General features: G+C 67.8%; 28 protein-coding genes and 1 riboswitch. Of the genes, 15 read left to right on the top strand and 13 right to left on the bottom strand.

What is annotated here, in order from left to right; all coding sequences use genetic code 11:
• Positions 1–182 precede the first annotated feature (182 nt).
• The 4 genes from KZX42_RS08660 to KZX42_RS08675 all read right to left on the bottom strand — a co-directional run bounded on the left by KZX42_RS08660 (position 183) and on the right by KZX42_RS08675 (position 2591).
• Positions 183–1112: an alpha/beta hydrolase gene (locus KZX42_RS08660; protein ID WP_248118807.1), complete on the bottom strand. Its 930-nt coding sequence runs from the start codon at positions 1110–1112 to the stop codon at positions 183–185.
• 25 nt (positions 1113–1137) lie between these two features.
• Entirely contained in the window at positions 1138–1833 is a 696-nt protein-coding gene (locus KZX42_RS08665) for an SdpI family protein (protein WP_248118808.1), read from the bottom strand.
• Entirely contained in the window at positions 1830–2135 is a 306-nt protein-coding gene (locus KZX42_RS08670; protein ID WP_248118809.1) for a metalloregulator ArsR/SmtB family transcription factor, read from the bottom strand. Before KZX42_RS08670 ends, KZX42_RS08665 begins: the two co-directional genes overlap by 4 nt.
• Positions 2136–2273: 138 nt before the next feature.
• Positions 2274–2591: an iron-sulfur cluster assembly accessory protein gene (locus KZX42_RS08675; RefSeq protein ID WP_248119138.1), complete on the bottom strand. Its 318-nt coding sequence runs from the start codon at positions 2589–2591 to the stop codon at positions 2274–2276.
• 131 nt (positions 2592–2722) lie between these two features.
• On the opposite strand from KZX42_RS08675, the gene KZX42_RS08680 reads away from it, so the two are divergent.
• From KZX42_RS08680 to KZX42_RS08710, 7 genes are all read left to right on the top strand, one after another.
• A complete protein-coding gene (locus KZX42_RS08680; RefSeq protein WP_248118810.1) occupies positions 2723–3913 on the top strand; it encodes a deoxyguanosinetriphosphate triphosphohydrolase in 1191 nt (396 codons plus the stop codon).
• A 76-nt stretch (positions 3914–3989) separates the two neighbouring features.
• Complete coding sequence (locus KZX42_RS08685; RefSeq protein WP_248118811.1) at positions 3990–4781, top strand: SPOR domain-containing protein; 792 nt, start codon at positions 3990–3992, stop codon at positions 4779–4781.
• Positions 4778–5827: a beta-N-acetylhexosaminidase gene (gene nagZ / locus KZX42_RS08690; RefSeq protein ID WP_248118812.1), complete on the top strand. Its 1050-nt coding sequence runs from the start codon at positions 4778–4780 to the stop codon at positions 5825–5827. The genes KZX42_RS08685 and nagZ overlap by 4 nt, the downstream gene beginning before the upstream one ends.
• A 7-nt stretch (positions 5828–5834) precedes the next feature.
• Complete coding sequence (locus KZX42_RS08695) at positions 5835–6656, top strand: ScpA family protein (RefSeq protein ID WP_248118813.1); 822 nt, start codon at positions 5835–5837, stop codon at positions 6654–6656.
• A gap of 12 nt (positions 6657–6668) precedes the next feature.
• Positions 6669–7340, top strand: a complete 672-nt coding sequence (gene scpB / locus KZX42_RS08700) for an SMC-Scp complex subunit ScpB (protein ID WP_248118814.1) — start codon at positions 6669–6671, stop codon at positions 7338–7340.
• Positions 7341–7402: 62 nt separating this feature from the next.
• On the top strand, positions 7403–9010 hold the full coding sequence (locus tag KZX42_RS08705; RefSeq protein WP_248118815.1) for an ATP-binding protein: 1608 nt from the start codon (positions 7403–7405) through the stop codon (positions 9008–9010).
• Between the two features lie 22 nt (positions 9011–9032).
• Entirely contained in the window at positions 9033–9287 is a 255-nt protein-coding gene (locus KZX42_RS08710) for a hypothetical protein (RefSeq protein WP_248118816.1), read from the top strand.
• 52 nt (positions 9288–9339) lie between these two features.
• On the opposite strand, the gene ispH is transcribed toward KZX42_RS08710, so the two are convergent.
• A complete protein-coding gene (ispH, locus tag KZX42_RS08715; RefSeq protein WP_248118817.1) occupies positions 9340–10311 on the bottom strand; it encodes a 4-hydroxy-3-methylbut-2-enyl diphosphate reductase in 972 nt (323 codons plus the stop codon).
• A 249-nt stretch (positions 10312–10560) separates the two neighbouring features.
• On the opposite strand from ispH, the gene KZX42_RS08720 reads away from it, so the two are divergent.
• The 5 genes from KZX42_RS08720 (at position 10561) to KZX42_RS08740 (ending at position 13151) form a co-directional block, all read left to right on the top strand.
• Positions 10561–10920, top strand: coding sequence for an AtpZ/AtpI family protein (locus KZX42_RS08720; RefSeq protein ID WP_248118818.1), 360 nt, complete (start codon positions 10561–10563; stop codon positions 10918–10920).
• 6 nt (positions 10921–10926) lie between these two features.
• Complete coding sequence (locus tag KZX42_RS08725; RefSeq protein WP_248118819.1) at positions 10927–11712, top strand: F0F1 ATP synthase subunit A; 786 nt, start codon at positions 10927–10929, stop codon at positions 11710–11712.
• Between the two features lie 58 nt (positions 11713–11770).
• Complete coding sequence (locus KZX42_RS08730; RefSeq protein ID WP_008261286.1) at positions 11771–11995, top strand: F0F1 ATP synthase subunit C; 225 nt, start codon at positions 11771–11773, stop codon at positions 11993–11995.
• A gap of 68 nt (positions 11996–12063) precedes the next feature.
• On the top strand, positions 12064–12636 hold the full coding sequence (locus tag KZX42_RS08735; protein WP_248118820.1) for a hypothetical protein: 573 nt from the start codon (positions 12064–12066) through the stop codon (positions 12634–12636).
• A complete protein-coding gene (locus KZX42_RS08740) occupies positions 12636–13151 on the top strand; it encodes a F0F1 ATP synthase subunit B (protein ID WP_248118821.1) in 516 nt (171 codons plus the stop codon). Before KZX42_RS08735 ends, KZX42_RS08740 begins: the two co-directional genes overlap by 1 nt.
• A gap of 76 nt (positions 13152–13227) precedes the next feature.
• On the opposite strand, the gene KZX42_RS08745 is transcribed toward KZX42_RS08740, so the two are convergent.
• The 7 genes from KZX42_RS08745 to gcvT all read right to left on the bottom strand — a co-directional run bounded on the left by KZX42_RS08745 (position 13228) and on the right by gcvT (position 20268).
• The gene (locus tag KZX42_RS08745; RefSeq protein ID WP_248118822.1) at positions 13228–13695 is read right to left on the bottom strand and encodes a DUF6789 family protein; all 468 of its coding nucleotides are present in this window, start codon (positions 13693–13695) and stop codon (positions 13228–13230) included.
• 135 nt (positions 13696–13830) lie between these two features.
• The gene (locus tag KZX42_RS08750) at positions 13831–14235 is read right to left on the bottom strand and encodes a hypothetical protein (protein WP_248118823.1); all 405 of its coding nucleotides are present in this window, start codon (positions 14233–14235) and stop codon (positions 13831–13833) included.
• Positions 14236–14427: 192 nt separating this feature from the next.
• Positions 14428–15363, bottom strand: coding sequence for an SDR family oxidoreductase (locus KZX42_RS08755; protein WP_248118824.1), 936 nt, complete (start codon positions 15361–15363; stop codon positions 14428–14430).
• Positions 15364–15588: 225 nt separating this feature from the next.
• The gene (gcvPB, locus tag KZX42_RS08760; RefSeq protein ID WP_248119139.1) at positions 15589–17148 is read right to left on the bottom strand and encodes an aminomethyl-transferring glycine dehydrogenase subunit GcvPB; all 1560 of its coding nucleotides are present in this window, start codon (positions 17146–17148) and stop codon (positions 15589–15591) included.
• Positions 17149–17169: 21 nt separating this feature from the next.
• The gene (gene gcvPA / locus KZX42_RS08765) at positions 17170–18516 is read right to left on the bottom strand and encodes an aminomethyl-transferring glycine dehydrogenase subunit GcvPA (protein ID WP_248118825.1); all 1347 of its coding nucleotides are present in this window, start codon (positions 18514–18516) and stop codon (positions 17170–17172) included.
• 142 nt (positions 18517–18658) lie between these two features.
• Positions 18659–19024, bottom strand: coding sequence for a glycine cleavage system protein GcvH (gcvH, locus tag KZX42_RS08770; protein WP_248118826.1), 366 nt, complete (start codon positions 19022–19024; stop codon positions 18659–18661).
• A gap of 131 nt (positions 19025–19155) precedes the next feature.
• The gene (gcvT, locus tag KZX42_RS08775; protein ID WP_248118827.1) at positions 19156–20268 is read right to left on the bottom strand and encodes a glycine cleavage system aminomethyltransferase GcvT; all 1113 of its coding nucleotides are present in this window, start codon (positions 20266–20268) and stop codon (positions 19156–19158) included.
• 146 nt (positions 20269–20414) lie between these two features.
• A riboswitch (glycine riboswitch) is annotated at positions 20415–20512 on the bottom strand.
• Between the two features lie 105 nt (positions 20513–20617).
• On the opposite strand from gcvT, the gene KZX42_RS08780 reads away from it, so the two are divergent.
• The 3 genes from KZX42_RS08780 to KZX42_RS08790 all read left to right on the top strand — a co-directional run bounded on the left by KZX42_RS08780 (position 20618) and on the right by KZX42_RS08790 (position 23392).
• On the top strand, positions 20618–21658 hold the full coding sequence (locus KZX42_RS08780) for an alpha/beta hydrolase (RefSeq protein WP_248118828.1): 1041 nt from the start codon (positions 20618–20620) through the stop codon (positions 21656–21658).
• Between the two features lie 136 nt (positions 21659–21794).
• Entirely contained in the window at positions 21795–22760 is a 966-nt protein-coding gene (locus tag KZX42_RS08785; protein ID WP_248118829.1) for a class 1 fructose-bisphosphatase, read from the top strand.
• Positions 22760–23392 carry a nicotinamidase gene (locus tag KZX42_RS08790; protein WP_248118830.1) on the top strand — a complete coding sequence of 211 codons (633 nt, stop codon included), beginning with the start codon at positions 22760–22762 and terminating at the stop codon, positions 23390–23392. Before KZX42_RS08785 ends, KZX42_RS08790 begins: the two co-directional genes overlap by 1 nt.
• Here KZX42_RS08790 and KZX42_RS08795 read toward each other — a convergent pair.
• On the bottom strand, positions 23389–24402 hold the full coding sequence (locus tag KZX42_RS08795) for an adenosine deaminase (protein WP_248118831.1): 1014 nt from the start codon (positions 24400–24402) through the stop codon (positions 23389–23391). The genes KZX42_RS08790 and KZX42_RS08795 overlap by 4 nt on opposite strands.
• Positions 24403–24430 lie beyond the last annotated feature (28 nt).

A 24430-nucleotide genomic window follows, 5' to 3' on the forward strand; every position in this document is an offset into this window, starting at 1 on the left:
TCTCTATAGGGGTGCATCGAGTGAGGACTACCCGGCGGGGCGTCATTTGCTCCGTGCGGATCAGGATAAGCTTTCGCTCGATAGCTCAAAATTTCTATTCGCTTCTGGTACATACGATGTGCGCACACGCCAAGTGAGGGGTTGGACGTGCGGGCCTAGTGACTACCCAGTCGTTGCTTCCATCACATTTCATTCGCCCGAATAAACGCCCCCACATCCTCCGCCACGCCCGGCGCGAGCGGCAGGGCCGGATCGGCGTAGGTGGCCATGTTGGCTGCGCGGTCGGCGGGGGCGGTCTTGAGGAGGTGGTTGACGCCGTCCCAGAGTTTCAGCGTCGCCTTGGGGTCGGCGGCGGCCAGGGTCTGGGCGTCCGTGACGCCGATCTGGAGGTCGGTGGTTCCCTGACCGATGAAGACGGGGCCGTCATAGGCGGCGAGCAGGGCGGCGGGGTCCAGCGGCAGCCACGAGATCAGATAGGGCTGGACCGAGGGCCGGAACAGGGCCGCCAGAGCGGGCGGCGCATCGGCGACGGTGCGTCCGGCCTCCAGTTCGCTGAGGGCGGCGAAGGCCTGGGCCTTCAGCGGTTCCGGCAGGCCGTTATCCAACTGTTCGCGCAGGACCACGCCCGCCGGACGCCCGGCGCCCGACAGCAGGATCAGGCCGCAGACCTTGTCGTCGCCGCCCTCGACCGCCTTCACGGCGACCAGCGCGCCCTCGCTGTGGCCGATCAGCCAGGCGCAGGGCTTGCCCGCGCGCGATGCGGCCTCAGCCGCCCAGGCGCGGGCGTCTGTGGAATAGTCGGTGAAGCGGAGCGCAGCCTCATCCCCGCCCGCCGCCGCGCTCTGGGCGACGCCGCGCTTGTCGATGCGGACGGTGGCGATCCCTTGCGCCGCCAGACCCTCGGCCAGCAGGCGATAGGTTCCAGCCCGGACGCCCATCGGGCTGTTTCCATCGCGGTCGGTGGGCCCTGATCCGGGCAGGATCACCGCCACCGCGCTGGGGTTCTCGGGCGTCAGCAGCACGCCATGCAGCGGCGCAGGCTGGGCGGGCAGGGTGATCGCGGTCGCGACAGGCGCGCTGGTCAGGGCGGCGGCGAGGATCAGGCTCAACATGATCGGTGTCCGTTTGCGAAGGGTGTCAGAAGGGCTGGCGGTCGGGATCGGTGAGCCAGACGCGCCAGCTTTCGAAGACGGCGATCAGGCTGATGACGATGGCGCCGACGGTCAGGGCGGTGAGGCCGAAAGGCTGGGGCGTGACAGGGGCGGCGATCAGGCCGCACAGCCCGATCAGGAAGAATAGTCTTCCGGCCAGCCGATTGGACCGATCCCACGCCCGGCGGCTCTTGTAGGCCCATGGTGTGCGAACCCCGACGAAGGGATTGGGCGACACCCGGCCGAGGAAGGCGCCGACGCCGGCCAGGACCAGCGACAGGCCGCCCATCATGACGCCGCCGCGCGTCTCGACACCCGTTTGCCCCAGACTTGTTTGCCCAAGACTGGCCCAGGCGATGAGAACGCCCAGGACCGTGACGGTGAACAGGCCGATACCCTGTCCGATCCTGAGCGACCGATTTCGAGGCTGATCGCCCGTCGCTTCGGCCCGCACGGCGCCAAGGCCCAGCCCCGCGCACACGATCAGCCCCAGAAAAGCCATCCCGCCCAGCGTCAGGGCCAGTTCGGTCCGGTCCGACCAGCGATCCGGTTGCAGGTCGGGGCCGAAATGCACCGGAACCGGCGTTGTCGGGCCGTTCAAACCGACATGCAGGGCGAAGGCGCCCTGAAGCGTGAAGATCGCAACGGTCAGATAGTCCAGCAGCGACAGGCGGTCCTTCATCCACGATTTCCTTCAGTCTTGGTGATGGGGATGGCGGAGGGTTTCCCCGTGCCGGCGATGTCCATCAGGAAGGCCATGGCCTCCTCGACGGCGGAAATCTCCAGGCGATAGCGGATGGTCTGGCCGTCGCGTTCGGGGCTGACCAGGCCGGCCTCCTTCAGGGCGTTGAGGTGGCCGGTGATGGTGGGCCAACTCATGTCGAAGGCGGCGGCGATGTCGCCGGAGGCCAGAGGGCCGGCGCGCAGCATCGCGATTATGCGGCGGCGGACGGGATGGGACAGGGCCTTGAACACGGTGTTCATAGGCTCATCCCTAATTAGGAACTTGCCTAAATGCAAGTCGTGGATCGGTGGTTGGCGGAGGCTTTTTGAAATGATGACGAGGCAGGGGCGGCGCGGCACATGGCCGAGGATGACGCCGGTGTGTGGGCCGCGCGCCTGTCAGATCGAGAAGCTGACGCCGCAGCCGCAGCTGGAGGCGGCGTTGGGGTTTCTGACGACGAACTGGGCGCCGGCCAGTTCGTCGACGAAGGCGATCTCTGCGTTCTTCAGGAAGGGGACCGAGACGGGATCGACCAGGGCCGCCTGGCCGTCGCATTCGACGCGCAGGTCGTCGTCCTGCGCCGCCTCGACCAGTTCGAACCGATACTGAAAGCCCGAGCAGCCGCCGCCGTCCACGGCGACGCGCAGCAACAGGGTCTTGCCCTCGGCGGCGCCTAGCCTGGCCAGGCGCCTGGCGGCGCCGGCGGCCAGGGTGATGCCCTCCGGCGCGCGTGTGGCGACGGAGAAGGCGGGTGTGGATGGTTCTGTGGATTGGACGGTGCTCACGCGTGTCTATATGAGGCGCGTGCGGCCAATCGCAAAGGGTCGCCCGCTGCAAAGTTGATCCGTTGAGCCATTCAGACCGCGCGACCTACTCAGAACGCCCCGAACTGACCCTGGGCCGCCGCTTCTTCGAGCCGCCCAGCCGCACCCGGACGCCCTTCGCCCGCGATCGCGACCGCATCATCCATGCAACGGCGTTTCGTCGGCTGAAGGAGAAGACCCAGGTCTTCGTGGCGCACGAGGGCGATCATTACCGCACCCGCCTGACCCATTCGCTGGAGGTGGCGCAGATCGCGCGGTCGCTGGCCCATGCGCTGAGGCTGGACGACGATCTGGCCGAGACCATCGCCCTGGCCCACGACCTGGGCCATCCGCCCTTCGCCCATGCGGGCGAGGACGAGCTGGTGGTGCAGATGGCGAGCTATGGCGGCTTCGACCACAACGTCCAGAGCTTCCGCGTCGTGACGGAGCTGGAGAACCGCTATCCGCAGTTCGACGGGCTGAACCTGAGCTGGGAGACGGTCGAAGGGGTCATCAAGCACAATGGCCCTGTGTCGCACCGGCTGGAGGAGCCGGCCTGGTCGGTGGTGCGGCCCTATGCGGCCGGGGGCGAGGCGGGCTGGGACCTGCGGCTGGACACCTTCGCCTCGTTGGAGGCCCAGTGCGCCGCCATCGCCGACGACATCGCCTACAACAACCACGACGTGGACGACGGGGTGCAGGCGGGGCTGTTCACCCTGGCGGACCTGGCCCAGGTGCCGCTGATCGGGCCGATGCTGGCCGAGGCGCGGCGCGACTGGCCCGAAATCGACGAGCGGATGCTGCGGATCGAGGCCGTGCGGCGCATGATCGGTGTGATGGTCGAGGACGTGCTGGCCGAGACGCAGGCGCGGCTGGAGCAGGATCGGATCGTCACGACCGAGGATGTGCGAACGGCCAAGCGGACGATGGTGGACTTTTCGGCCGGGATGCACGCCGACCTGGCGATCCTGAGGAAGTTCCTGTTCGAGCGGATGTATCGCCATTACCGCGTCAACCGCACGCGCAGCCAGGCGCGGCGGGTGCTGTCGCAACTGTTCGAACTGTTCATGGCCGAGCCGGAGGTGATGCCGCCGGAATGGGGCGAGCCGGCTCTGACGCAGGACCGGACGCGGCGGGCGCGGGCCGTCTGCGACTATATCGCCGGCATGACCGACCGCTATGCGATAGAAGTCCACCAGAAATTGTTCAGCCTCGACCTGGCGCTCGATCTGTGATTCGAAAGACGGACGCGGGGGCGTAAAGTGAACGTTCGGCGCCCGATTCGCGCCGGACAGACGGCGGAGCGCGACCATGTCATTCGAAGACGACAACAAGCCGGGCCGGGGCGCCTATACGCCCCCCACCGACGACGACCTGCCGTTCCGCCGCAACAGTTATGATCCGCGCAGCGGCCGCAATGTCGGCTCGGGCGGGGGCAAGGCGCCGCCGGTGACGCTGATCGTCAGCGCGGTGGTCCTGCTGCTGCTGATCGTGGCGGTGATCTTCTTCTACCGTTCGGGCATGCGCGCCTCGACCGACGCGCCGCCGGCGGTAGGACAGCCCGTGGGTGAAATGAAGACGCCCGCACCTATCGACGCCCAGCCCATCGACCCGGCCGCCGGCGTGCGCGTCTATCGCGACGAGACCGAGACGACGGACGCGCCGGTGACCTTCACCCCGCCGCCCGAAACGCCCCAGCCGCGCCCGGCCGCCCCCGCGCCGGTCGCCCCGACAGGCCAGGGGCTGACGCCCGCCAGGCCGGCCCCGGCCCCGACCACGCCTGCCCCGACGACGCCTGCGACCCGCCCGGCGACCGCGCCCGCCGCGACGACGCCTGCGCCGGCCGCCCCTGCCGCCGCGCGCGGTTCGGCCTCGGTCCAGATCGGCGCCTTCTCCTCGACCGAGATCGCGGACCGGGAATACGCCGCCGTGGCCGGCCGCTTTGGCCAATATGCGTCGGGCGCCGAAAAGCGTGTGACCGAGGTGACGACCTCCAGCGGATCGACGCTTTACCGCACCGCCTTCTCGGGCCTGTCGCGCGAACGGGCCACGGCCTTCTGCAATGCGCTGAAGGCGGCGGGCCGGGACTGCATCGTTCGGTGACGTCCGCCGCCCTCTACGGCTGCGCCGGTCATCGGCTGACGGAGGACGAGCGCGCCTTCTTCGCCAAGGCGCGGCCGTGGGGCTTCATCCTGTTTCGGCGCAATATCGATACGCCGGAGCAGCTGCGGGCGCTGACCGAAGACCTGCGGGCCTGCGTCGGCGACCCCGATGCCCCGATCCTGATCGACCAGGAGGGCGGACGGGTTCAGCGGATGGGACCGCCGCACTGGCCCAAATATCCGCCGGGCGACGCCTATCTTAAGGCCGCGAACGATCCGATGCGCGCGCGCGAACTGGCGCGGCGGGGCGCCCGGCTGATGGCGCATGACCTGCGGGATGTCGGGATCACCGTCGATCTGCTGCCGGTGCTGGACGTGCCGGTGCCGGGCGCGCACGACATCGTCGGCGACCGGGCCTATGGCCGCGATCCGCAGACGGTGGCCCTGCTGGGCCGGGCGGCGGCGGAAGGTTTGCTGGCCGGCGGGGTTCTGCCCTGCCTCAAACATATGCCCGGCCACGGACGCGCCTTCGCCGACAGCCACAAGGACCTGCCGACGGTCCATGCCGATTTCGAGACGCTGGACGGCTGGGATTTCGCGCCGTTCAAGGCCCTGTCGGACATGCCGATGGCGATGACGGCGCACATCGTCTTCACCGCCTTGGACCGGAAACGGCCGGCGACCCAGTCGAAGAAGGCGGTGCGGACGATGCGCGAGCATCTGGGCTTCACCGGCCTGCTCCTGACTGACGACCTGTCGATGCAGGCGCTTAGCGGATCGCTGGGCGAGCGGGCGGATATGTCGCTGAAGGCCGGGTGCGACGTGGTCCTGCACTGCAACGGCGATCTGGCCGAGATGCAGGCGGTGGCCGAGGCGACCGGCAAGCTGAAGGGCAAGGCCAGGGCGCGGGCCGAGGCGGCGCTGGCGCGGATCGTGCGCGCGCCTGAACCGCTGGACGCGGCGGCCGGGCATCAGCGCTTCTTCGAGGCGATGGGCGGGCGGCTGGATGTCGCCAAGGGGCCGGACGTGGGAGAGGCCCAGGCCTAGTCGCCGCATGACCGACGCCTTCCAGCCCAATCTGGACTTCACCGCCGTCGCCGAGGTCGAGGAGCGGGAGGCCTTCGTCGTCGACCTGGACGGATACGAGGGGCCGCTGCACGTCCTGCTGGCTCTGGCGCGAAACCAGAAGGTCGATCTGCTGAAGCTGTCGATCACGCAGTTGGCGGAACAGTATCTGGCCTTCGTGCATGAGGCGCGGCGCAGGAACTTCGCCCTCGCGGCCGATTACCTCGTGATGGCGTCGTGGCTGGCCTATCTGAAGTCGCGCCTGCTGCTGCCTCGCACCGACAAGGGCAAGGCCGAGGAGCCGCCGGCCGAGGAGATGGCCGCCGCCCTGGCGTTCCGCCTGCAGAAGCTGGAGGCGATGCGGAAGGCCGTCGAACAGCTGATGGCGCGGCCTCAGTTGAAGCGCGACGTCTTCACGCGCGGCGACCCGGAGGCGACGGTGATCGTGCCGTCCGACCGTATCGACGCCAGCTTGTACGACTTGATGAGCGCCTATGTGGTGCAGCGTCGGCGCGAGGAGGCCCGGCGCTATGCGCCCGGTCAGCGGGTCGAGGCCTTTCCGCTGGAGGCCGCGCGCGACTGGCTGCGAGAGATTATGCCGAAACTGGCCGATTGGACCCCGCTGGAAAGGGTGGCGCCGATGCGCCAGGACGAGGCCGGCCCCAGCCAGGCCAGCTTTACCGCCTCGACCCTGTCGGCCAGTCTGGAGCTGGTGAAGGAGGGCGCGATGGACATCCGGCAGGCGCAGGCGTTCGCCGAGCTTTATCTGAAACGGCGCGGGCAGGGGCAGCCGCTGGAACTGAGGGGATGAGCGGATATCTTGATGTCTGACCTGTCGTTCCAACCCGACGAGGCCGAGATCGAGCGCCGGGTCGAGGCGCTGTTGTTCGCCGCCGCGGGCCCGCTGACGGCCGCCGAGATCGCCGCCCGTTTGCCCCAGAACTGCAATGTCGCGCGCGCCATCGCCGCCTTGCGCGCCCGTTACGAGGGACGGGGGGTGGAGTTGGAGTGCGTCGCCGACCGCTGGCGGTTCCGCACGGCGCCGGACCTGGCCTTCATGATGACCCAAGAGCGCGAAGAGCCGCGCCGCCTGTCCAAGGCCGCTCTGGAGACCCTGGCCATCATCGCCTATCACCAGCCCGTCACTCGCGCCGAGATCGAGAGCGTGCGGGGCGTCAGCATCTCAAAAGGCACGCTGGACCTGTTGCTGGAGATGGGCTTCGTGCGGTTGCGCGGACGCAGGCGGACGCCGGGCCGGCCCGTGACCTATGCGACGACCGACCGCTTTTTGGAGCATTTCGGCCTGGCGACCCTGTACGACCTGCCGGGCGTGCAGGAGATGAAGGCGGCGGGCCTGTTGGACCTGTCGCTGCCGGTCGGGTTCGAGGTTCCAGACCCCAGCCGCGCCTCCGAGGCCGACGACGAGGACGGAACCCTGCCTATCGACGAAGAGGCGCCCGAGTTCGCCCAGGACTTCGTCAACGACGACCGTTGATCCGATCCGCGCATCGGCGGGGCGTTCATCTTGTCTTATCGGGCCAATGGTAGCGGTTCGTCATGTCTCGTGGCGTTGCTTCAAAATCCGGCCCGCAAGCGTGGGTCGCCTTCCGAATCGCGGCGATCCTGCTGATCGGTTCGATGGCGGGGATGATCGCGGTTCTGGCGGTCGTCAGCCAGGCCATCGACGCACACCAGGCCGTCAAGGAGCAGAAGCTGGTCGAGCGCCGCGTCGCCCGGGCCCTGCAGGCCATAGGCGAGGATCTGACCACGGCCTCGGTCTGGGACGACGCGGTCGATCATATGACGGGCGCCGGCGACGTCGCCTGGTGGGACCGGCATCTGGGCGGCTATTACGAGGCGCAGAGCAAACTGCCCGTCACCCTGGGCTATGACGACGCCGGGCGGCTGTTTCGCATCTCCAAGAACGGGGGACCGGCCGGGGCCGACGCCGCCGACCCGTTCGCCCAGTCCGCGCGCCCCATCGTCGATGCGCTGAGAGCGGCGGCGGCGCGGCGCGACCGTTCGACCGTGGCGCTGGACGCCGTGACGCTGAAGCCGGCCATAGTGAAGGTGAACGGGACCGTCTATCTGATGGGCACCTCGACCATCGTGCGGCACACGCTGAAGGGGCAGGTCCCGGCGTCGGATCCGGCGGTGGCGTCGTTCAGGCGATTCGAGACCATCGTTCCGCAGATTCACGACCGCCTGGGCCTGATCGATCCCGCCTTCTCCATCGGCGATGCGCCGCCGCCGCAGGGGCGTGGGGCGGTCGATATCCGCGATCCCAACGGCGTGCTGCTGGGCCGGATCGTCTGGACGCCGGAACGGCCGGGTGCGGATATCTTGCGTCAGGCCGGGCCGCTGCTGCTGATGCTGCTGACGCTGCTGCTGGTGGGCGGCGGCGCCCTGCTGTGGCGGGTGGCGCACGACATCCGGCGCCTGCGCGCGTCGGAAGCCGCCCTGTCGGCGGCGCTGGACAAGGCGGAGGCCGCGAACCAGGCCAAGACGCGGTTCCTGTCCAACGTCAGCCATGAACTGCGCACCCCCCTGAACGGCGTCCTGGGCATGGCCGAGGTGATCGGCGCCGACGCCATCACGCCCCAGCAACGCGAACGGCTGGAAATCCTGAAGGCTTCGGGGCGTCAGCAACTGCGGCTGGTCGAGGAGTTGCTGGACGTGGTGCGGCTGCGCGACGGGGCGGTGATGCTGGAGCGACGGCCGTTCCGCCCCGACAACCTGCTGCAGCGGGTCGCGCATGACTTCGAAGGCGCGGCGGCGACCAAGGGGTTGGCTCTGCACGTCGAGGCGGTCGAAGGGGAATGGCTGGGCGACCCGGTCCATATCGAGAAGATGCTGGCCGCCCTGGCCGACAATGCGGTGCGCTTCACCCGGTCGGGCCAGGTGACGCTGCGCGCCCGAGCCGACGATGATCTGGTGCTGGAGGTCGAGGACACCGGGCCGGGCATGACGCCCGACGATGTGACGCGCCTGTTCGAAGCCTTCACCCAGGGCGACGAGAGCAGCACCCGCACCGCCGAGGGTCTGGGTCTGGGCCTGACCGCCGCCCATGGGTTGGCGGTGCTGATGGGCGGCAGGATCGAGGTTGTGTCCACGCCGGGCGTGGGCAGCCTGTTCCGCGTCCCGCTTCCGCTGGCGCGGGCCTAGCGCCGGGCGCTCAGGACGGCGGGTGGGCGCTGCGGAACAGCGCCCATTCCTCCATGACGCGATTGTCGGGCAGGTGGCACATGCCGGTCTGGCCGCCGTCGGCGCCAGTACGGATCTCCAGCCGACCGCCGATGTCGCCGCAGTATTTGGAGGCGGGATGACCATGCCGACCGGCTTCGCGCCGGTGTCGCCGACCGGCTGCGCACAGGCGGCCAGCGCAGCCAAGGGCAGCACGATGGAAACAGCGCGTTTGATCATGGCGTTTATCCCGCGTTGATGGGGGACTGCCGCTGATGGCAACGGAACGTCTGCGCCGTGCATGGGCGCGTTCAGGCCGTCAGCAGGCGCGGCAGTTTGAAGGTCACGGTCTCGCGCGCGCCGGCGTCCTCGGTCACCGTGGCGTCGAAACGGGCGCGGATGGCGTCGACCAGGGCCTCGATCAGCGGCTCGGGCGCGGATGCGCCTGCGGTGACGCCGACCGTATCCACCCCGTCGAACCAGGCCCAGTCCACCTGAGAGGCGTCATCCACCAGATAGGCGGCGCGAGCGCCCGCGCGCATCGCCACTTCGACCAGGCGCGCCGAGTTGGACGAGTTCTTGGACCCCACCACCAGCACCAGTTCGCAGCCCTCGCCCAGCGCCTTGACCGCGTCCTGGCGGTTGGTGGTCGCGTAGCAGATGTCTTCCTTGTGCGGATCGGGCAGTTCGGGGAAGCGGCGCTTCAGCACCTTCAATATGCCGGCGGTGTCGTCCACCGACAGGGTGGTCTGGGTCGCATAGGCCAGGGGGGCGTCGCCCGGCCGCTGGAACCGTTCGGCGTCTTCCTCGGTCTCGACCAGGCTGATGGCGCCGGGCGGCAGCTGGCCCATGGTGCCGATCACCTCCGGGTGGCCCGCGTGACCGATCAGAATGATGTGCTTGCCGGCGGCGTGGTGGCGCTCGGCCTCGACATGGACCTTGGACACCAGGGGGCAGGTGGCGTCCAGGAACAGCAGGTCGCGGGCGCGGGCGTTGGCGGGCACCGACTTGGGCACGCCGTGGGCGGAGAAGACGACCGGGCGGTCGTCCGGGCATTCGTCCAACTCCTTGACGAAGACGGCGCCCATGGCCTTCAGCCGCTCGACCACATGGCGGTTGTGAACGATCTCGTGCCGCACATAGACGGGGGCGCCGTATTTTTCGATGGCCCGCTCCACGATCTGGATCGCCCGGTCCACCCCGGCGCAGAAGCCGCGCGGCGTCGCCAGGCGCACGGTGATCGGACGAGGCGAGGGCGCGGGCGGCGGGACGTGGGCGTTCATGGCGCCAACCTAGTCGTTTCCGCACCGCATCGCCATGTCGGCCGGCGCAAACGCGGCGGGATTCTGTCGTCCGCAATCGCGGCGCATCGTCACGGCTTGTGCGTGCGTTCTGAAAGCGGAGCATTTCCAGCAACTTAGGTCGATATCACGACGCCTTGACCTGATGGCCGCTCACGATTAGTTTCCGCGCCGAATTCAGACCCGTTCGGACCCATCGTCCGGACGTCGAGCAAACAGGTCCTGTCCCTTATGTCGGAATCGCGCGAAGAGGCGATCAAACGCCTCCAAGAGAGCGCATCCGCATTGGAGGCGCGGACCACGGTGGAGAAATCCGCCGAGCTGACCGGCCAGCAGGTGTCGGGTCAGGCCTATAAGATCATCGCCGAACTGCTCGGCGGCGTCTTCGTGGGTCTGGCGTTCGGTTTCATCGCGGACTGGGTCTTCGGGACCCGCCCGTGGGGTTTGATCGGCGGGGTCCTTCTGGGCTTCGCCTTGTCGATTTACATGGCGCGTCGCACAGCCAACCGGCTGATGGCGCAGGCCAAGGCGTTGGGAACGTCGGCTCCGGCCGAACCCTATGTCGAGGCCGACGAAGACGGGGAACGATAGGGCTTCATGGCCGATCCGATTCATCAGTTTCAGATTCAGAAGGTCGTCGACCTTGGCGACGTGACCCTGCCCGTGGTGGGGACCGTCGATCTGGCGATCACCAATTCCCACATCGCAATGACCGTCGCCTTCCTGCTGATCGTGGGCTTCCTGACCGCCGTGACGTCGAACGCCAAGATCGTGCCGGGCCGCCTGCAGGCGGCGGGCGAGGGCGTGTTCGGCCTGATCGACAATCTGGCCGATTCGATCATCGGTCATGACGGCCGCAAGTATTTCCCGTTCGTCTTCACCCTGTTCATCCTGATCCTCGGCATGAACATTCTGGGTCTGTTCCTGACCTTCACGGCGACGTCGCAGCTGGCCATCACCGCCACCTTCGCCCTGATCACCTTCGGCCTGGTGCTGGTGGTCGGCTTCGCCAAGAACGGCCTGGGCTTCTTCAAGCTGTTCTGGCCCATGGGCGCGCCGCTGCTGCTGCGCCCGGTCGTGGGCCTGATCGAGTTCGTCTCCTTCCTGCTTCGTCCGGTGACCCTGGCGCTGCGTCTGTTCGGCAACATGCTGGGCGGCCACGTCGCGCTGAAAATCTTCGCCGGCTTCGTCGTGTCTCTGGGCCTGTTGGGTCTGGGCGGCGGCATCGGTCTGCTGGCCTTCCCGGTCGCGGCTCTGTCGCTGGGCATGGTCGTCGCCCTGACCGCGCTGGAGTTCCTGGTGGCCTTCCTCCAGGCCTTCGTCTTCGCCGTTCTGGCCTGCATCTATCTTAATGATGTGGTCAACCTGGACCACGCCCACTAAAGGGCCGGACCAGTCTCTTCACCCCAACCACCAACGACTTTAATCTAGGAATACAATCATGGACGCTGAAGCCGCCAAGTACATCGGCGCTGGTCTCGCCACCCTGGGCATGATCGGTTCGGCCCTGGGCGTGGGCAACATCTTCGGCCAATTCCTGGCCGGCGCCCTGCGCAACCCCTCGGCCGCCGCCGGCCAAGTCGGCAACCTGTTCGTCGGCGCCGCCCTGGCCGAAGCCCTGGGCATCCTGGCCTTCGTGCTCGGCATCCTGATGATCTTCGGCTGATATCAGCCGATCACGGCGCGCGGGGTTCGCCCGCGCGCCGCTTCATCTGATTCTGCAGCAGACGGTTCATGGCCAGCACCCACACCATCGACGCGGTCCCGCCTTCGGTCGAAGCGGACCTGCACGCCGAGACGGCGACCCCCGCCGAGCACGGCTCGGGCGGCCTGCCGCAATTCCAGTTCGAACACTGGGCGGGCCAGATCGGCTATTTGCTGATCCTGTTCGTCATCCTGTACGTCCTGGTCTCCAAGGTCTTCGCTCCGCGCCTTCGCAAGGTGATGGATGAGCGGGCCGACACCATTTCCAACGCCGTCGCCACGGCCCGTCAGGTTCAGGCCGAGGCCGCCGGCCAGGCCGCCGAAGCCCAGGCTGAGGTCGCCAAGGCCCGGGCCGACGCCCGCGCCATGGCCGCCGCCGCCAAGGCCCGCGTCGCCGAAGAGGCCAACGCCCGTCAGGCTTCGGAAGAGGCGGTCGTCAACGCCCGCATCGCCGAGGCCGAGGCCGCCATCGGCAAGACGCGCGACGCCGCCATGAGCAATGTCTCCACCATCGCCGCCGACACGACCGCCGCCATGGTCGAGCGTCTGACCGGCAAGGGCGCGACCGCCGCCGAACTGGCCGCCGTCAAGGGAGCCGCCTGATGAACCTGATCTTTGAGCACGGCATCTGGAGCTTCGCCAATGCGGAGATCTGGGTCGGGATCGGCCTGATCCTGTTCTTCGCCATCCTGGTCGCCGCCGGCGTGCCCAAGATCGCCGCCAAGGCGCTGGACGCCAAGGCCGTCAAGATTCAGGCCGACCTTGACGAGGCCGCCCGCCTGCGCGCCGAAGCCGAGGCCCTGCTGGCCCAGATCCGTAAGGAGAAGGCCGAGGCCGAGGCCCAGGCCGCCGAGATGATGGCCCAGGCCGAAGCCGACGCCCGTCGCCTGGAGGCCGAGACCAAGGTCAAGCTGGAAGAGACCCTGGCTCGCCGCCAGACCATGGCCGAGAACCGCATCGCCCAGGCCGAGGCCCAGGCCTCCGCAGAGGTCAAGGCGGCCGCCGCCGACCTGGCCGCCCGGTCCGCCGAGCAGATCCTGGCCGCGCGCCTGGCCTCGGGCGCCAAGGACCCGCTGCTGGACGGCGCCATCGCGCAGATCGGCGACCGCCTCAACTGAGGCCGGTTGGTCCAAAGACATCAAGGCCCCCGACGACGACGTCGGGGGCCTTTTTGCTGGTCGGTTCAGATGCGGCTTAGTGGGCGGGGGCGCCGCCCATGACGGTCGCGCCCATCCGCTTGTCGCGGCTGACTAGCCGGGCATAGACATTGCCCAGCACGATGCCGAACACCGCATGGGTGATCAGCAGCCAGGCGAAGGTGCCGAAGCCGGCGCCGGCGGTGAAGGTGCGATAGTTTCCGAACATCACGATGGCGGCCATCATGATGATCCAGGCGCCGACCGCGAAGACGATGCCTTTGGTTTCGGGCGTGTCGGTCGGTAGGCGGGGACACAGGATCGCGAATAGCGGACCCAGGATGAAGACCCCGCTGATCAGGTGGATCACCCAGCCCACCGCCAGATTGCCGGGCATGCCGATCATCGAGGCGATCACGCCCTGAAACGGATCGAACCAGTTCAGGAACATATTGGGGATTTCGAGCAACGAGGCGGCCGCGGTCGCCGCAACCCCGGCGATCAGACCCTTTTGTACGCGTGACATCATGACCTTAGCGCCTCCCAACGCCTTGAGTGGTTCTCTGATAACGCTGGGTCAGGATATGCCTGTCCGAGGGCGGCAGGGTTCACGATGCCGTGGTTAGCGGTTGCAGCAACGCAACCGCGAGATAGACGTCAACTAGCGGACCAACTTGCGGAAATAGCGACGCAGCTGTTTGCGGCCGCGCGACAGGCGACGACCGGACCGTTTGACGACCGCCTTCTCGGCCCGCAGCGCCTGTTGCCAGAAGACGGGCGCGAACTCGGGCTTCTTTCGCATCAAACGGCGGAAGGGATAGACCCATTTGGGCCGGGCGTATTGGGCGCGGATGAACTGTCGCTTGGCCCAGAACGAGCTTTTCAGGATCAGCACCAGACCGACCGCGATGACCGGCACGCCCCCGGGGCCAGGCAGGGGGGCGATCAATATGCCCAGCAGCACGATCAGAAGCCCGCCGATCATCAGCGCCCAGCGTCGCACCGCCCGCAGCGTGCGGCTGCGGGGCTTGGCGAACGGGGGGAGGGCGACAGGCAGGGAGGTCACGAACACGCCAGATGGGAAGCCATAGTCGGTGTGACAACGGCCGCCCCGATCGCGCGATCCCTCGTCGGGAAAGGAAAGGGCGACCGTGACGACCGCGCCACACGCCATTCAGGCGCGGCTTCGATGGCGGATCGGTGTCATGCGGATTAAGCTTTGCTCATGATCGGGCGGTGATCCGGGGCGCGGCGCGGCTCAGCCGTAACGCACGCCGGTCAGGGCTTCGGATTCCGACCACAGACGCTGCGCCACGGCCTCTTTCCTGGCCTGCGACGCGATATGGGCGGCGCCGGGCGGTCCCGCCAACTCCTGGAACCCTTGCGGGCCGTAATAGCCGCCGGGCCGGGCCTGGGGCAGGGTGGCGGCCATCAGGCTGGGCAAAGCGCCGGCGGCGCTGGATTGGCCGAACAGACGGATGAACAGGCGGGACGCCCAGGCGGCCGGATCGCCGCCGTCGCCCTGGCCATTGGCCACCAGATCGGTGCGCGCCACGCCAGGGTGGGCGGCCACGCTGGTCAGGCCCCAGTCGTGGGCGTCGCTGCGCCGCTGCAGCTCCAGGGCGAACATCAGCATGGCCAGCTTGGACTGCTGATAGACCGCAAAGGGGCGATAGCCGGAGGTGAAGTTCAGGTCGTCCAGATGGATGCGCCCGCCGCGATGGGCGATGCTGGACAACTGCACCACCCGCGCGCCAGCCGGCCTGGACGCGCCGGCGCTCAGCAGGGGCAGCAGCCGGCCGGTCAGGGCGAAATGCGCCAGATAGTTCACGCCGAACTGGGTCTCGAACCCGTCCACGGTCGTGTTGCGGTGGGGCAGGGCCATGACGCCCGCGTTGTCGATCAGGATGTCGATAGGCCGGGCGGCGACCAGGCGCCGGTCGGCAAAGGCCGCGACGGAGGCCAGGTCGCTCAGGTCGAGCGGATCGAACCGCACGTCGGCGCCAGGATGCCGGGCGCGGATCAGCCGTTCGGCCTCGACGCCCTTGGCCGGATTGCGGGCCGCCAGAATGACCTCCGCGCCCTTGCCCGCCAACACAAGAGCGGTCTCCAGCCCCAGCCCGCCGGTCGCGCCGGTGATGACGGCCAGCCTGCCGGTCTGATCGGGGATGTCGTGGGTGGTCCATTGGGTCATGACGCCATCCTGCAGCGGAATGGATGGATCGTGAAGGGTTTTGGACCAGCGCATCGGCTGCGCTTGGCGGCGTCGCGGGCGCGGTGGGCGAGGCTGCACCCATCCGCCGTCATCCTCGCCCTTGTGGCGAGGATTCATACGCCGGGTATGTCCGCAGCGGTCGCGGCTGTCGAACACCGGGCGTATGGATCCCAGGGACAAGCCCTGGGATGACGGGATGAGTGTTTACGCCGCCTGGTTGGAGCCTTCCGGCGCCGACCAGCGCAGCACCGGCGCGCGGGCGGCGCGGGTTTCGTCCAGGCGTTTCAGCGGGGCGTGGAAGGGCGCGCCCTTGAAGCGGTCGACGTCGCCCGCCTTCGCGGCTTGGGCCAGCAGACGCATGGCGTGGATGAAGCGGTCCAGTTCGGCCTTGGACTCGGTCTCCGTCGGCTCGATCAGCATGGCGCCGTGGACGACCAGCGGGAAATACATGGTCATCGGGTGGAAGCCCTCGTCGATCATCGCCTTGGCGAAGTCGAGCGTTGTGATGTCGGTGCCCTTCAACCATTCGTCGTCGAACAGGGCCTCGTGCATGCAGGGGCCGTCGGGGAAGGCCGGGCTCATCAGGTCCTGCAGGTGGGCCTTGATGTAGTTGGCGTTCAGCACCGCATCCTCGGCCACCTGACGCAGGCCGTCCGAGCCGTGGGACATCATGTAGCTGAGGGCGCGCACATACATGCCCATCTGCCCCTGGAAGGCGCACAGACGGCCGAAAGCCTGGGCCGCCTCGTCCTCCTCGCGCTCGATCAGACGATAGCCGCCTTCGTCATGCACGACCCAGGGGGCGGGGGCGAAGGGGGCCAGGGCCTCGGACAGGACCACCGGACCCGCGCCCGGACCGCCGCCGCCGTGGGGCGTCGAGAAGGTCTTGTGCAGGTTGATGTGCATGGCGTCGACGCCCAGGTCGCCGGGGCGCACCCGGCCGACGATGGCGTTGAAGTTGGCGCCGTCGCAGTAGAAATAGGCCCCCGCCTCATGCGTCAGGCGCGCGATCTCGATGATGTCGCGCTCGAACAGGCCGCAGGTGTTGGGGTTGGTCACCATGATGGCGGCGACGTCCGGGCCCAGCTTGGACGCCAGATCGGCGACGTCCACGCGGCCGTCTTCGGTCTGGGCGACCTCGACGACGGAATAGCCGACGAAGGCGGCGGTGGCGGGGTTGGTGCCGTGGGCGGACGTGGGGACCAGCACCTTGCGGCGCTGCTCATGCTCGCCCTTGGCCTCGTGCGCGGCGCGGATGGCCATCAGGCCGCACAGTTCGCCGTGCGCGCCCGCTTTCGGGGAAAGCGCGACGGCGGGCATGCCGGTCAGGGTCTTCAGCCAGTGGGCCAGCGTATCCATCAGCTCCAGCGCGCCCTGAACCGTCGATTGCGGCTGCAGCGGGTGGATGTCCGAGAAGCCCGGCAGACGCGCCATCTTCTCGTTCAGGCGCGGGTTGTGCTTCATCGTGCACGAACCCAACGGATAGATGGCCAGGTCGATGGCGTGGTTCTTCTGGCTCAGGCGCACATAGTGGCGCATGGCCTCGGGCTCCGACAGGCCGGGCAGGCCGATCGGATCCTTGCGGACCAGGTCGCCCAGGTCGGACGCATCGGTCCTGGGCTCCGGCAGATCGACGCCGGTCTTGCCCCAGCCGTCGCCCTCGAAGATCAGGGCTTCGTTCTGCAACAGGCCGCGTCCGCCGGTCAGGGTGGCGGGCTTGGTCTGGACCTGGTTCGGAGCGGTGGGGCGGCCGACGGTGTTCATGGTGCTCATGATCGGTTTCCCTTAGGCGGCCAGGACTTTGGAGAGGGACTTGGCGAGGATTTGGATGTCGGCCTCCAGCGTCGTCTCGGTTGCGGCGACCAGCAGGATGTCGTCCATGCCGGCGTCGGGGGCCAGACGGCTGTAGGGCACGCCCGCCAGGATGTGATGACCGGCCAGGGCGTCCACGACCTCGGCCGCGTTTTTCGGCAGGCGAATGGCGAACTCGTTGAAGAAGCGCGGCGTCAGGACGTCCACGCCCGGAATGGCGGCCAGGGCGTCGCGCGTGGCGACGGCCTTTTCGTGGTTCAGCAGGGCCAGTTTGCGCAGGCCCGTCTCGCCCAGCAGGCTCATGTGGATGGTGAAGGCCAGGGTGCAGAGGCCGGAGTTGGTGCAGATGTTCGAGGTGGCCTTGTCGCGGCGGATATGCTGCTCGCGCGTCGACAGGGTCAGGACGAAGCCGCGTTCGCCGTCGGCGTCCACGGTCTCGCCGGTCAGGCGCCCCGGCATCTGGCGGATCAGCTTCTCGCGCGTGGCGAACAGGCCGACGTAGGGACCGCCGAAGTTCAGGGCGTTGCCGATCGACTGGCCTTCGGCCGCGACGATGTCGGCGCCCATTTCGCCGGGCGATTTCAACAGGCCCATCGACACGGCTTCCGTCACCACCACGATCAGCAGGGCGCCCGCCGCATGGGCGGCCTCGGCGATCTTGGTCACGTCGGTGGCGGTGCCGAAGACATTGGGGGTCTGAACGACGACGCAGGCGGTGTCCGGGCCGATCTGGTCGATGACGGCGGCCTCGGCGTCGAACGCCGGGGCCAGAACCTGAGTTTCCACGCCGACAGCGTGGACCACGGTCTCGGTCGCCTTGACGTAGTGGGGGTGGACGCCGCCGGAGATCACCGCCTTGTTGCGGCGGGTGACGCGCGTCGCCATCAGCACGCCCTCGGCCATGGCGGTCGAGCCGTCATAAAGGCTGGCGTTGGCGACCGGCATCCCGGTCAGGTTCGCGACCTGGGTCTGGAACTCGTACAGGTATTGCAGCGTGCCCTGCGCGATTTCCGGCTGGTAGGGGGTGTAGCTGGTCAGGAACTCGGACCGCTGGATCACATGATCCACCGTCGCCGGGACATGGTGCTTGTAGGCTCCCGCGCCGCAGAAGAAGGGCACGGCGCCGGCCGTGGCGTTCTTGGCCGCCATGGCGGACAGGGCGCGCTCGACCTCCAGTTCGCCCGCCACGCGGGGCAGGTCCACAGGCCCGTTCAGACGCGCGCTTTCGGGCACGTCAACGAACAGATCGTCGATGGATTTCGCGCCGATGGCGGCGAGCATCGCCGTGCGGTCGTCGGGCGTCAGGGGGAGGTAGCGCATTTTCTAATCCGCTCATCCCCGCGAAAGCGGGGACCTAGTGCTTTGGGCGACCAATGTGGCCGGAGGAGTTTCCGCCCATCCCAGCACTGTTCTCGCGAAAGAACTGGGTCCCCGCTTTCGCGGGGCTGAGCGGAAGGGGAAATCAGAGGGTGGTCAGGAAGGCGTCGTAGGCGGCCTGGTCCATCAGGGCGTCCAGTTGCGAGGCGTCCGAGACCTTGATCCTGGCGAACCAGCCGTCGCTTTCGGCGCTGGAGTTGACGGTTTCCGGGGCGGTGGACAGGGCGTCGTTGGCCTCGACCACCTCGCCCGAGACGGGGGCGTAGACGTCCGAGGCGGCCTTGACGCTCTCGACCACGGCGAAGCTGTCGCCCTTGGTGACGGTCTTGCCGACCTCGGGCACTTCAACGAACACCACGTCGCCCAGGGCGTCGGCGGCGTGTTTGGAGATGCCGACGGTGGCGATGTCGCCGTCCAGGCTGACCCACTCGTGATCCTTGGTGAACTTCATGTTTTCTCTCCTGTCCCGGTCCTCGGGCTTGACACGAGGATCGGATGTTGTGCGGTTCGTGCGTCGATGTCTTCGCACGAGCGGTTGATCGCCCGGCCCTTGGGTCAAGCCCGAGGGTGACAGGCTGAATGTTACGCCTTCGGCTTGCGGTAATAGCGTTGGGCCACGAAGGGCATGGCGACCACCTCGGCGGCGGCGGACTTGCCGCGCACGATGACCTTCAACTCGGTGCCCAGGGCGGCGAATGCCGGGGGCGCGAAGCCCATGGCGATGTTGTGGCCCAGGGTGGGCGAGGGGCCGCCCGAGGTGACCTTGCCGATGATGTTTCCGTCGGCGTCGGCGATCTCTGCGCCTTCGCGGGCCGGGGCGCCTTCCTTGACGTGCAGGCCGACGCGGACACGCGAGGGGCCGTCGGCCAGTTCCTTCAGGATGCGGTCGGCGCCGTTGAAGTCGGCTCGTTCCTTCCTCGACTTGGACAGGGCGAAGGTCAGGGCGCCCTCGACCGGCGAGGTGGTCGGGTCGATGTCGTGGCCGTGCAGCGGCAGACCGGCTTCCAAGCGCAGGCTGTCGCGGGCGCCCAGGCCGATCGGCTTGACGCGGGCGTCTTCCAGGAGGGTGTTCCAGATGCGTTCGGCCTGGTCCGCCGGGACGGAAATCTCATAGCCGTCTTCGCCTGTGTAGCCCGAGCGGGAGACGTAAGCGTCGACGCCGAACAGCATCAGCCGGGCCGTCTCCATGAAGCCCATCTCGGCCAGCACGGGCTCGTGGGCGACCATGACCTCGGCGGCTTCCGGCCCCTGAATGGCGATCAGGGCGCGGTCCAGCACCGTCAGCTTGGCGTCGCCTTCCAGATTGGCGTTCCAGAAGGCGAAGTCCTCGTCCTTGTTGCCGGCGTTGACGACGACGAACAGGCCGTCGTGGTCGGGGCGGCCCGCCATCAGGTCGTCGATGATGCCGCCGTCGGTGTTCAGCAGCAGGGTGTATTTCTGCTTGCCGTCCTTCAGGATTTCATAGTCGCCGGGGACGAAGCGCTGGAACTGCGCCGTGGCGTCCGCGCCGGTGATCTTGCACTGGCCCATGTGGGACACGTCGAACAGACCGGCGTGTTCGCGGGTCCAGCGGTGTTCGGCCAGGACGCCCTCGTACTGAACCGGCATGTCATAGCCGCTGAAACCCACCATGCGGGCGCCCAAGGCGCGGTGCGCGGCGTTCAGCGGCGTGGTTTTAAGAGCTTGGTCGGTCATGGTTCAGGCTTTCGCGGTCGCGTGTTGGGGCGGAGCTCCGCCGGTCCTCGCGCCCCCGCTGTCCTGAAGCCTGAGAGATTCCGGCGACCAAATCATGTCGCCTTGCTCCGTCGGCGCGCCCATCAAGAGCGACTTTCCAGCGTCCGTATGCTGTCGCGGTCCGTTTGCCTGAGCGTTTCCGGGGCGGTTGCGCCTTCGGCGTCGCGGCCGGTTTCCCGTCCCCGAACTCTCCCGCGAGAGCGTTCGACCTAAGGCATCGACTCCGGCGCCAAGTCAAGCGTCGGCGGAACAAGGTCTGCCGGGGCGGGTTGTCGTCCCGAGCCCCCAACCCCAACCCAGGAAAACGAAAATGTCGATTATAGACAAGCTGTTCGGCGACAACGACAAGCCGCGCGACACCCCCGCCAAGGCCGATGGCCCCATGCAGAAGGTGCTGGATGAACTGGCTTCGCTCGGCGGCAAGCCGATCGAGACCTTGTCGCCCGAGGAGGCGCGCCAGCAGCCCACGCCGACCGACGCCGTTCACGCCCTGCTGCGCAAGGCCGGCAAGGAGCCGAAATCCGACGATCTGGGCGTGAAGACCACCGACATCACCATCCCTGGCGCCGCCGGACCGATCCAGGCCCGAATCTACAAGCCGCACGACCATTCCGAGGACAAGCTGCATCCGGTCGTGGTCTATTTCCACGGCGGCGGTTTCGTGATCGCCGATCTGGACGTCTATGACGGCGGGCCGCGCGGCGTGTCCAAGATGGCTGACGCCATCGTGGTCTCGGTCCATTATCGCCAGGCGCCTGAACATCATTTCCCCGCCGCCCACGACGACGCCCTGGCCGCCTATCGCTGGGTGCTGGAGAACGCCCAGAGCTTCAATGGCGACCCGCAAAAGGTGGCGGTCATGGGCGAGAGCGCGGGCGGCAACCTGGCCATCGGCGTATCGATGATGGCGCGCGACGCGGGCGTGACCCTGCCGGTGCATCAGGTGCTGGTCTATCCGGTGGCTGGCGTGGACATGGACAATGAATCCTACGTCGAGAACGCCGACGCCAAGCCGCTGAACAAGCCGATGATGAAATGGTTCGTGAAGCATATCTTCGCCAACGAGGCCGACGCGCAGGACCCGCGCATCAACATCGTCGAGAACGCCGACCTCAGCGGCCTGCCGTCCTCGACCGTGATCTGCGCCGAGCTCGACCCGCTGCGGTCGGAAGGCGAACTGCTGGCCGAAAAGCTGGAGCAGGCAGGCGTTGACGTGCGCCACAAGACCTTCCACGGCTCGACGCACGAGTTCTTCGGCATGGCCATGGTGGTGCCCGACGCGGCGGCGGCGCAGACGTTCGCGGCCCATGAACTGAAGCGGGCCTTCGGCACGGCGATCCTGCCGATCTGATCCTGCACCATGACATCCGTCGTCCCAGGCGCAGGGCCTGGGATGACGGGGTAGGGTGACAAGAGGGTTTTTCTTGCGGCGGCGCGTCCCGCCCGCCAAGAACGCGGTACGCCTCAGCCGCATCGGACCGACCCGCATGACCCGCACCAGCCTAGACGCCCATATCGCCGCCCTGGATGTGGCGGACGGCCTGAAGACGGTGCTGACCGTCGTGGGCCGGACCTGCGCCGAGATCAGCCGGGTCGTGGCGGGCGGCGCCCTGGTCGGGGCCCTGGGCGCCTCGGGCCAGATCAACGTCCAGGACGAAGAGCAGAAGAAGCTGGACGTCATCACCGACGACATGCTGACCCAGGCGCTGCTGGCCTGTCCCGCCATCGCGGGCGTGGCCTCCGAAGAGAAGGATACGGCCGAGATCGCGACGAATGCGGCGGGCGAATATCTGGCCCTGTTCGACCCGCTGGACGGGTCGTCCAACATCGACATCAATGCGCCGGTCGGCACCATCGTCTCGGTGCTGAAGTCGCCGTCCGCCAGTCCCAGCGAGGCCGATTTCCTTCAGCCGGGGCGTCAACAGGTCGCGGCGCTCTACGCCGTCTATGGGCCGCAGACCATGCTGGTGCTGACGATTGGAGACGGCGTGAAGGGCTTCACCCTGGCGCAGGACGGTCAGTGGTTCCTGACCCACGACACCATCGCCATTTCGCGCGACACCAAGGAGTTCGCGATCAATGTCTCAAACCAGCGCCACTGGGCCGAGCCGGTGCAGCGCTATGTCGATGGTCTGCTGAAGGGGGCGGACGGTCCTCGGGCTAAGAACTTCAACATGCGCTGGGTCGCGGCCATGGTGGCGGACGTTCACCGCATCCTGATGCGCGGCGGCGTCTTCATCTATCCGTGGGACAGCCGTGAGCCGAACAAGCCGGGCAAGCTGCGCCTGATGTACGAGGGCAATCCGATGGCCTTGCTGGTCGAACAGGCGGGCGGCAAGGCGACGACGGACGGGGTGCAGCCGATCCTGGACGTCCAGCCGACGCAGTTGCACCAGCGCATCCCGGTCGCTCTGGGCTCGGCGAACGAAATCGACGCCCTGGCCGCCGCCTGATGCGGATCGGGCCTACCGACGCGCTCTTGGTCATCGATCCGCAGAACGACTTCTGCGAAGGCGGGGCGTTGGCCGTGTCGGGCGGGGCAGGGATCATGCCGCTGATCGTGCGGTTGGCGGAACGGTTCGACCGGGTCGTGGTGACCCAGGACTGGCATACGCCGAATCAGATCAGTTTCGCCTCCAACCATCCCGGCGCGACGCCCTTCACCGAGATCGAGGTCGCCTATGGGCGTCAGATGCTGTGGCCGGATCACTGTCTGCAAGGCTCGCCCGGCGCCGATTTCCACCCCGACGTCGCGCCGGTGGTGACCCGGGCGCTGGCCGTGATCCGCAAGGGCTACAACCCCGCGGTCGACAGCTATTCGGGCTTCTTCGAGAATGACCACCGGACGCCGACGGGCCTTGCGGGCCTGTTGCGGGAACTGGGGGTGACGCGGGTGTTCCTGGCGGGTCTGGCGCTGGACTACTGCGTCCGTTTCACCGCCGAGGACGCGGTGCGCGAGGGGTTCGCGGCGGTGTTGGTCACCGACGCCACCCGTGCGATCTCGCCGGAAACAGCGGCGGCCGCCCACGACAGTTTCCGCGCGCTGGGCGTCACGGAGACCGAGGCGGCGACGCTGCTGGTCTAAAGCCCACTCGCCGCGTAGGCCTCGACCTCGGCCAGCCGCGTGGCCTTTTCGGCGTCGCCCAGGAACGAGCCCTCGAAACTGTTCCTGGCCAGTTGCGTCACCTGGTCCCGCGTCAGGCCGACCGCCGCCGCCAACTGGCTGTAGTTCGCGTTCACATAGCCGCCGAAATAGGACGGGTCGTCCGAGTTCAGGGTCACGTGCAGGCCCCGGCGCAGCATCTCCGGGACCGGATGATCCTTCAGGTCTTTGACCACGCACAGCTTCAGGTTCGACAGCGGGCAGACCGTCAGGGTCATCTGCTCGGCGGCCAGGCGCTCGATGAGGGCCTCATCCTCCATCGAACGGTTGCCGTGGTCCATGCGGTCGATGTGCAGCAGGTCCAGCGCCTCGTGCACATAGGCGGGCGGGCCTTCCTCGCCCGCATGGGCGCACAGTTTCAGGCCCAGGTCACGGGCGGCGGCGAAGACGCGCTGGAACTTGGACGGCGGATGGCCGACCTCCGACGAATCCAAACCCACGCCGATGAAGTGATGCAGATAGGGTTTGGCCGACTCCAGGGTGGCGAAGGCCTCATCTTCGGTCAGGTGGCGCAGGAAGCTGAGGATCAAGCCGCTCGACACGCCCAACTCCGCCTTGGCCCGGTCCATGCCGGCGATCAGTCCCTCGACCACCACGCCGAACGGCACGCCGCGATCCGTATGCGTCTGCGGGTCGAAGAAGATTTCGGCGTGACGCACATTGTCCGCCGCCGCGCGCTGGAAATAGGCGAAGGCCAGATCCTCGAAATCCCGCCGAGTCAGCAGCACCGCCGCCCCGGCGTAATAGATGTCCAGGAAGTCCTGCAGATTGGAGAAGTCATAGGCCGCGCGCACCGCCTCGACGCTGTCGTAGGGAATGGACACGCCGTTGCGCTGGGCCAGTTCGAACATCAGTTCCGGCTCGAGACTACCCTCGATGTGCAGGTGGAGTTCAGCCTTTGGCAGGCCTGCGATATAGGCGTCGAGGGACATGGGCGATCTCCGGGAGGATGTCGCCCGG

Source organism: Brevundimonas sp. EYE_349 (assembly GCF_023147505.1).
GTDB lineage: Bacteria > Pseudomonadota > Alphaproteobacteria > Caulobacterales > Caulobacteraceae > Brevundimonas.

Bases quoted from the DNA above. Each gene is read 5' to 3' on its own strand.
- gcvH (WP_248118826.1), bottom strand. From the start codon at position 19,024: ATGAAGTTCACCAAGGATCACGAGTGGGTCAGCCTGGACGGCGACATC.
- gcvPB (WP_248119139.1), bottom strand. From the start codon at position 17,148: ATGAACACCGTCGGCCGCCCCACCGCTCCGAACCAGGTCCAGACCAAG.
- gcvPA (WP_248118825.1), bottom strand. From the start codon at position 18,516: ATGCGCTACCTCCCCCTGACGCCCGACGACCGCACGGCGATGCTCGCC.
- KZX42_RS08685 (WP_248118811.1), top strand. From the start codon at position 3,990: ATGTCATTCGAAGACGACAACAAGCCGGGCCGGGGCGCCTATACGCCC.
- KZX42_RS08665 (WP_248118808.1), bottom strand. From the start codon at position 1,833: ATGAAGGACCGCCTGTCGCTGCTGGACTATCTGACCGTTGCGATCTTC.
- KZX42_RS08780 (WP_248118828.1), top strand. From the start codon at position 20,618: ATGTCGATTATAGACAAGCTGTTCGGCGACAACGACAAGCCGCGCGAC.
- KZX42_RS08725 (WP_248118819.1), top strand. From the start codon at position 10,927: ATGGCCGATCCGATTCATCAGTTTCAGATTCAGAAGGTCGTCGACCTT.
- scpB (WP_248118814.1), top strand. From the start codon at position 6,669: ATGTCTGACCTGTCGTTCCAACCCGACGAGGCCGAGATCGAGCGCCGG.
- KZX42_RS08705 (WP_248118815.1), top strand. From the start codon at position 7,403: ATGTCTCGTGGCGTTGCTTCAAAATCCGGCCCGCAAGCGTGGGTCGCC.
- KZX42_RS08740 (WP_248118821.1), top strand. From the start codon at position 12,636: ATGAACCTGATCTTTGAGCACGGCATCTGGAGCTTCGCCAATGCGGAG.
- KZX42_RS08660 (WP_248118807.1), bottom strand. From the start codon at position 1,112: ATGTTGAGCCTGATCCTCGCCGCCGCCCTGACCAGCGCGCCTGTCGCG.
- KZX42_RS08695 (WP_248118813.1), top strand. From the start codon at position 5,835: ATGACCGACGCCTTCCAGCCCAATCTGGACTTCACCGCCGTCGCCGAG.
- KZX42_RS08785 (WP_248118829.1), top strand. From the start codon at position 21,795: ATGACCCGCACCAGCCTAGACGCCCATATCGCCGCCCTGGATGTGGCG.
- KZX42_RS08670 (WP_248118809.1), bottom strand. From the start codon at position 2,135: ATGAACACCGTGTTCAAGGCCCTGTCCCATCCCGTCCGCCGCCGCATA.
- KZX42_RS08720 (WP_248118818.1), top strand. From the start codon at position 10,561: ATGTCGGAATCGCGCGAAGAGGCGATCAAACGCCTCCAAGAGAGCGCA.
- ispH (WP_248118817.1), bottom strand. From the start codon at position 10,311: ATGAACGCCCACGTCCCGCCGCCCGCGCCCTCGCCTCGTCCGATCACC.
- KZX42_RS08795 (WP_248118831.1), bottom strand. From the start codon at position 24,402: ATGTCCCTCGACGCCTATATCGCAGGCCTGCCAAAGGCTGAACTCCAC.
- gcvT (WP_248118827.1), bottom strand. From the start codon at position 20,268: ATGACCGACCAAGCTCTTAAAACCACGCCGCTGAACGCCGCGCACCGC.
- KZX42_RS08790 (WP_248118830.1), top strand. From the start codon at position 22,760: ATGCGGATCGGGCCTACCGACGCGCTCTTGGTCATCGATCCGCAGAAC.
- KZX42_RS08730 (WP_008261286.1), top strand. From the start codon at position 11,771: ATGGACGCTGAAGCCGCCAAGTACATCGGCGCTGGTCTCGCCACCCTG.
- KZX42_RS08755 (WP_248118824.1), bottom strand. From the start codon at position 15,363: ATGACCCAATGGACCACCCACGACATCCCCGATCAGACCGGCAGGCTG.
- KZX42_RS08735 (WP_248118820.1), top strand. From the start codon at position 12,064: ATGGCCAGCACCCACACCATCGACGCGGTCCCGCCTTCGGTCGAAGCG.
- KZX42_RS08745 (WP_248118822.1), bottom strand. From the start codon at position 13,695: ATGTCACGCGTACAAAAGGGTCTGATCGCCGGGGTTGCGGCGACCGCG.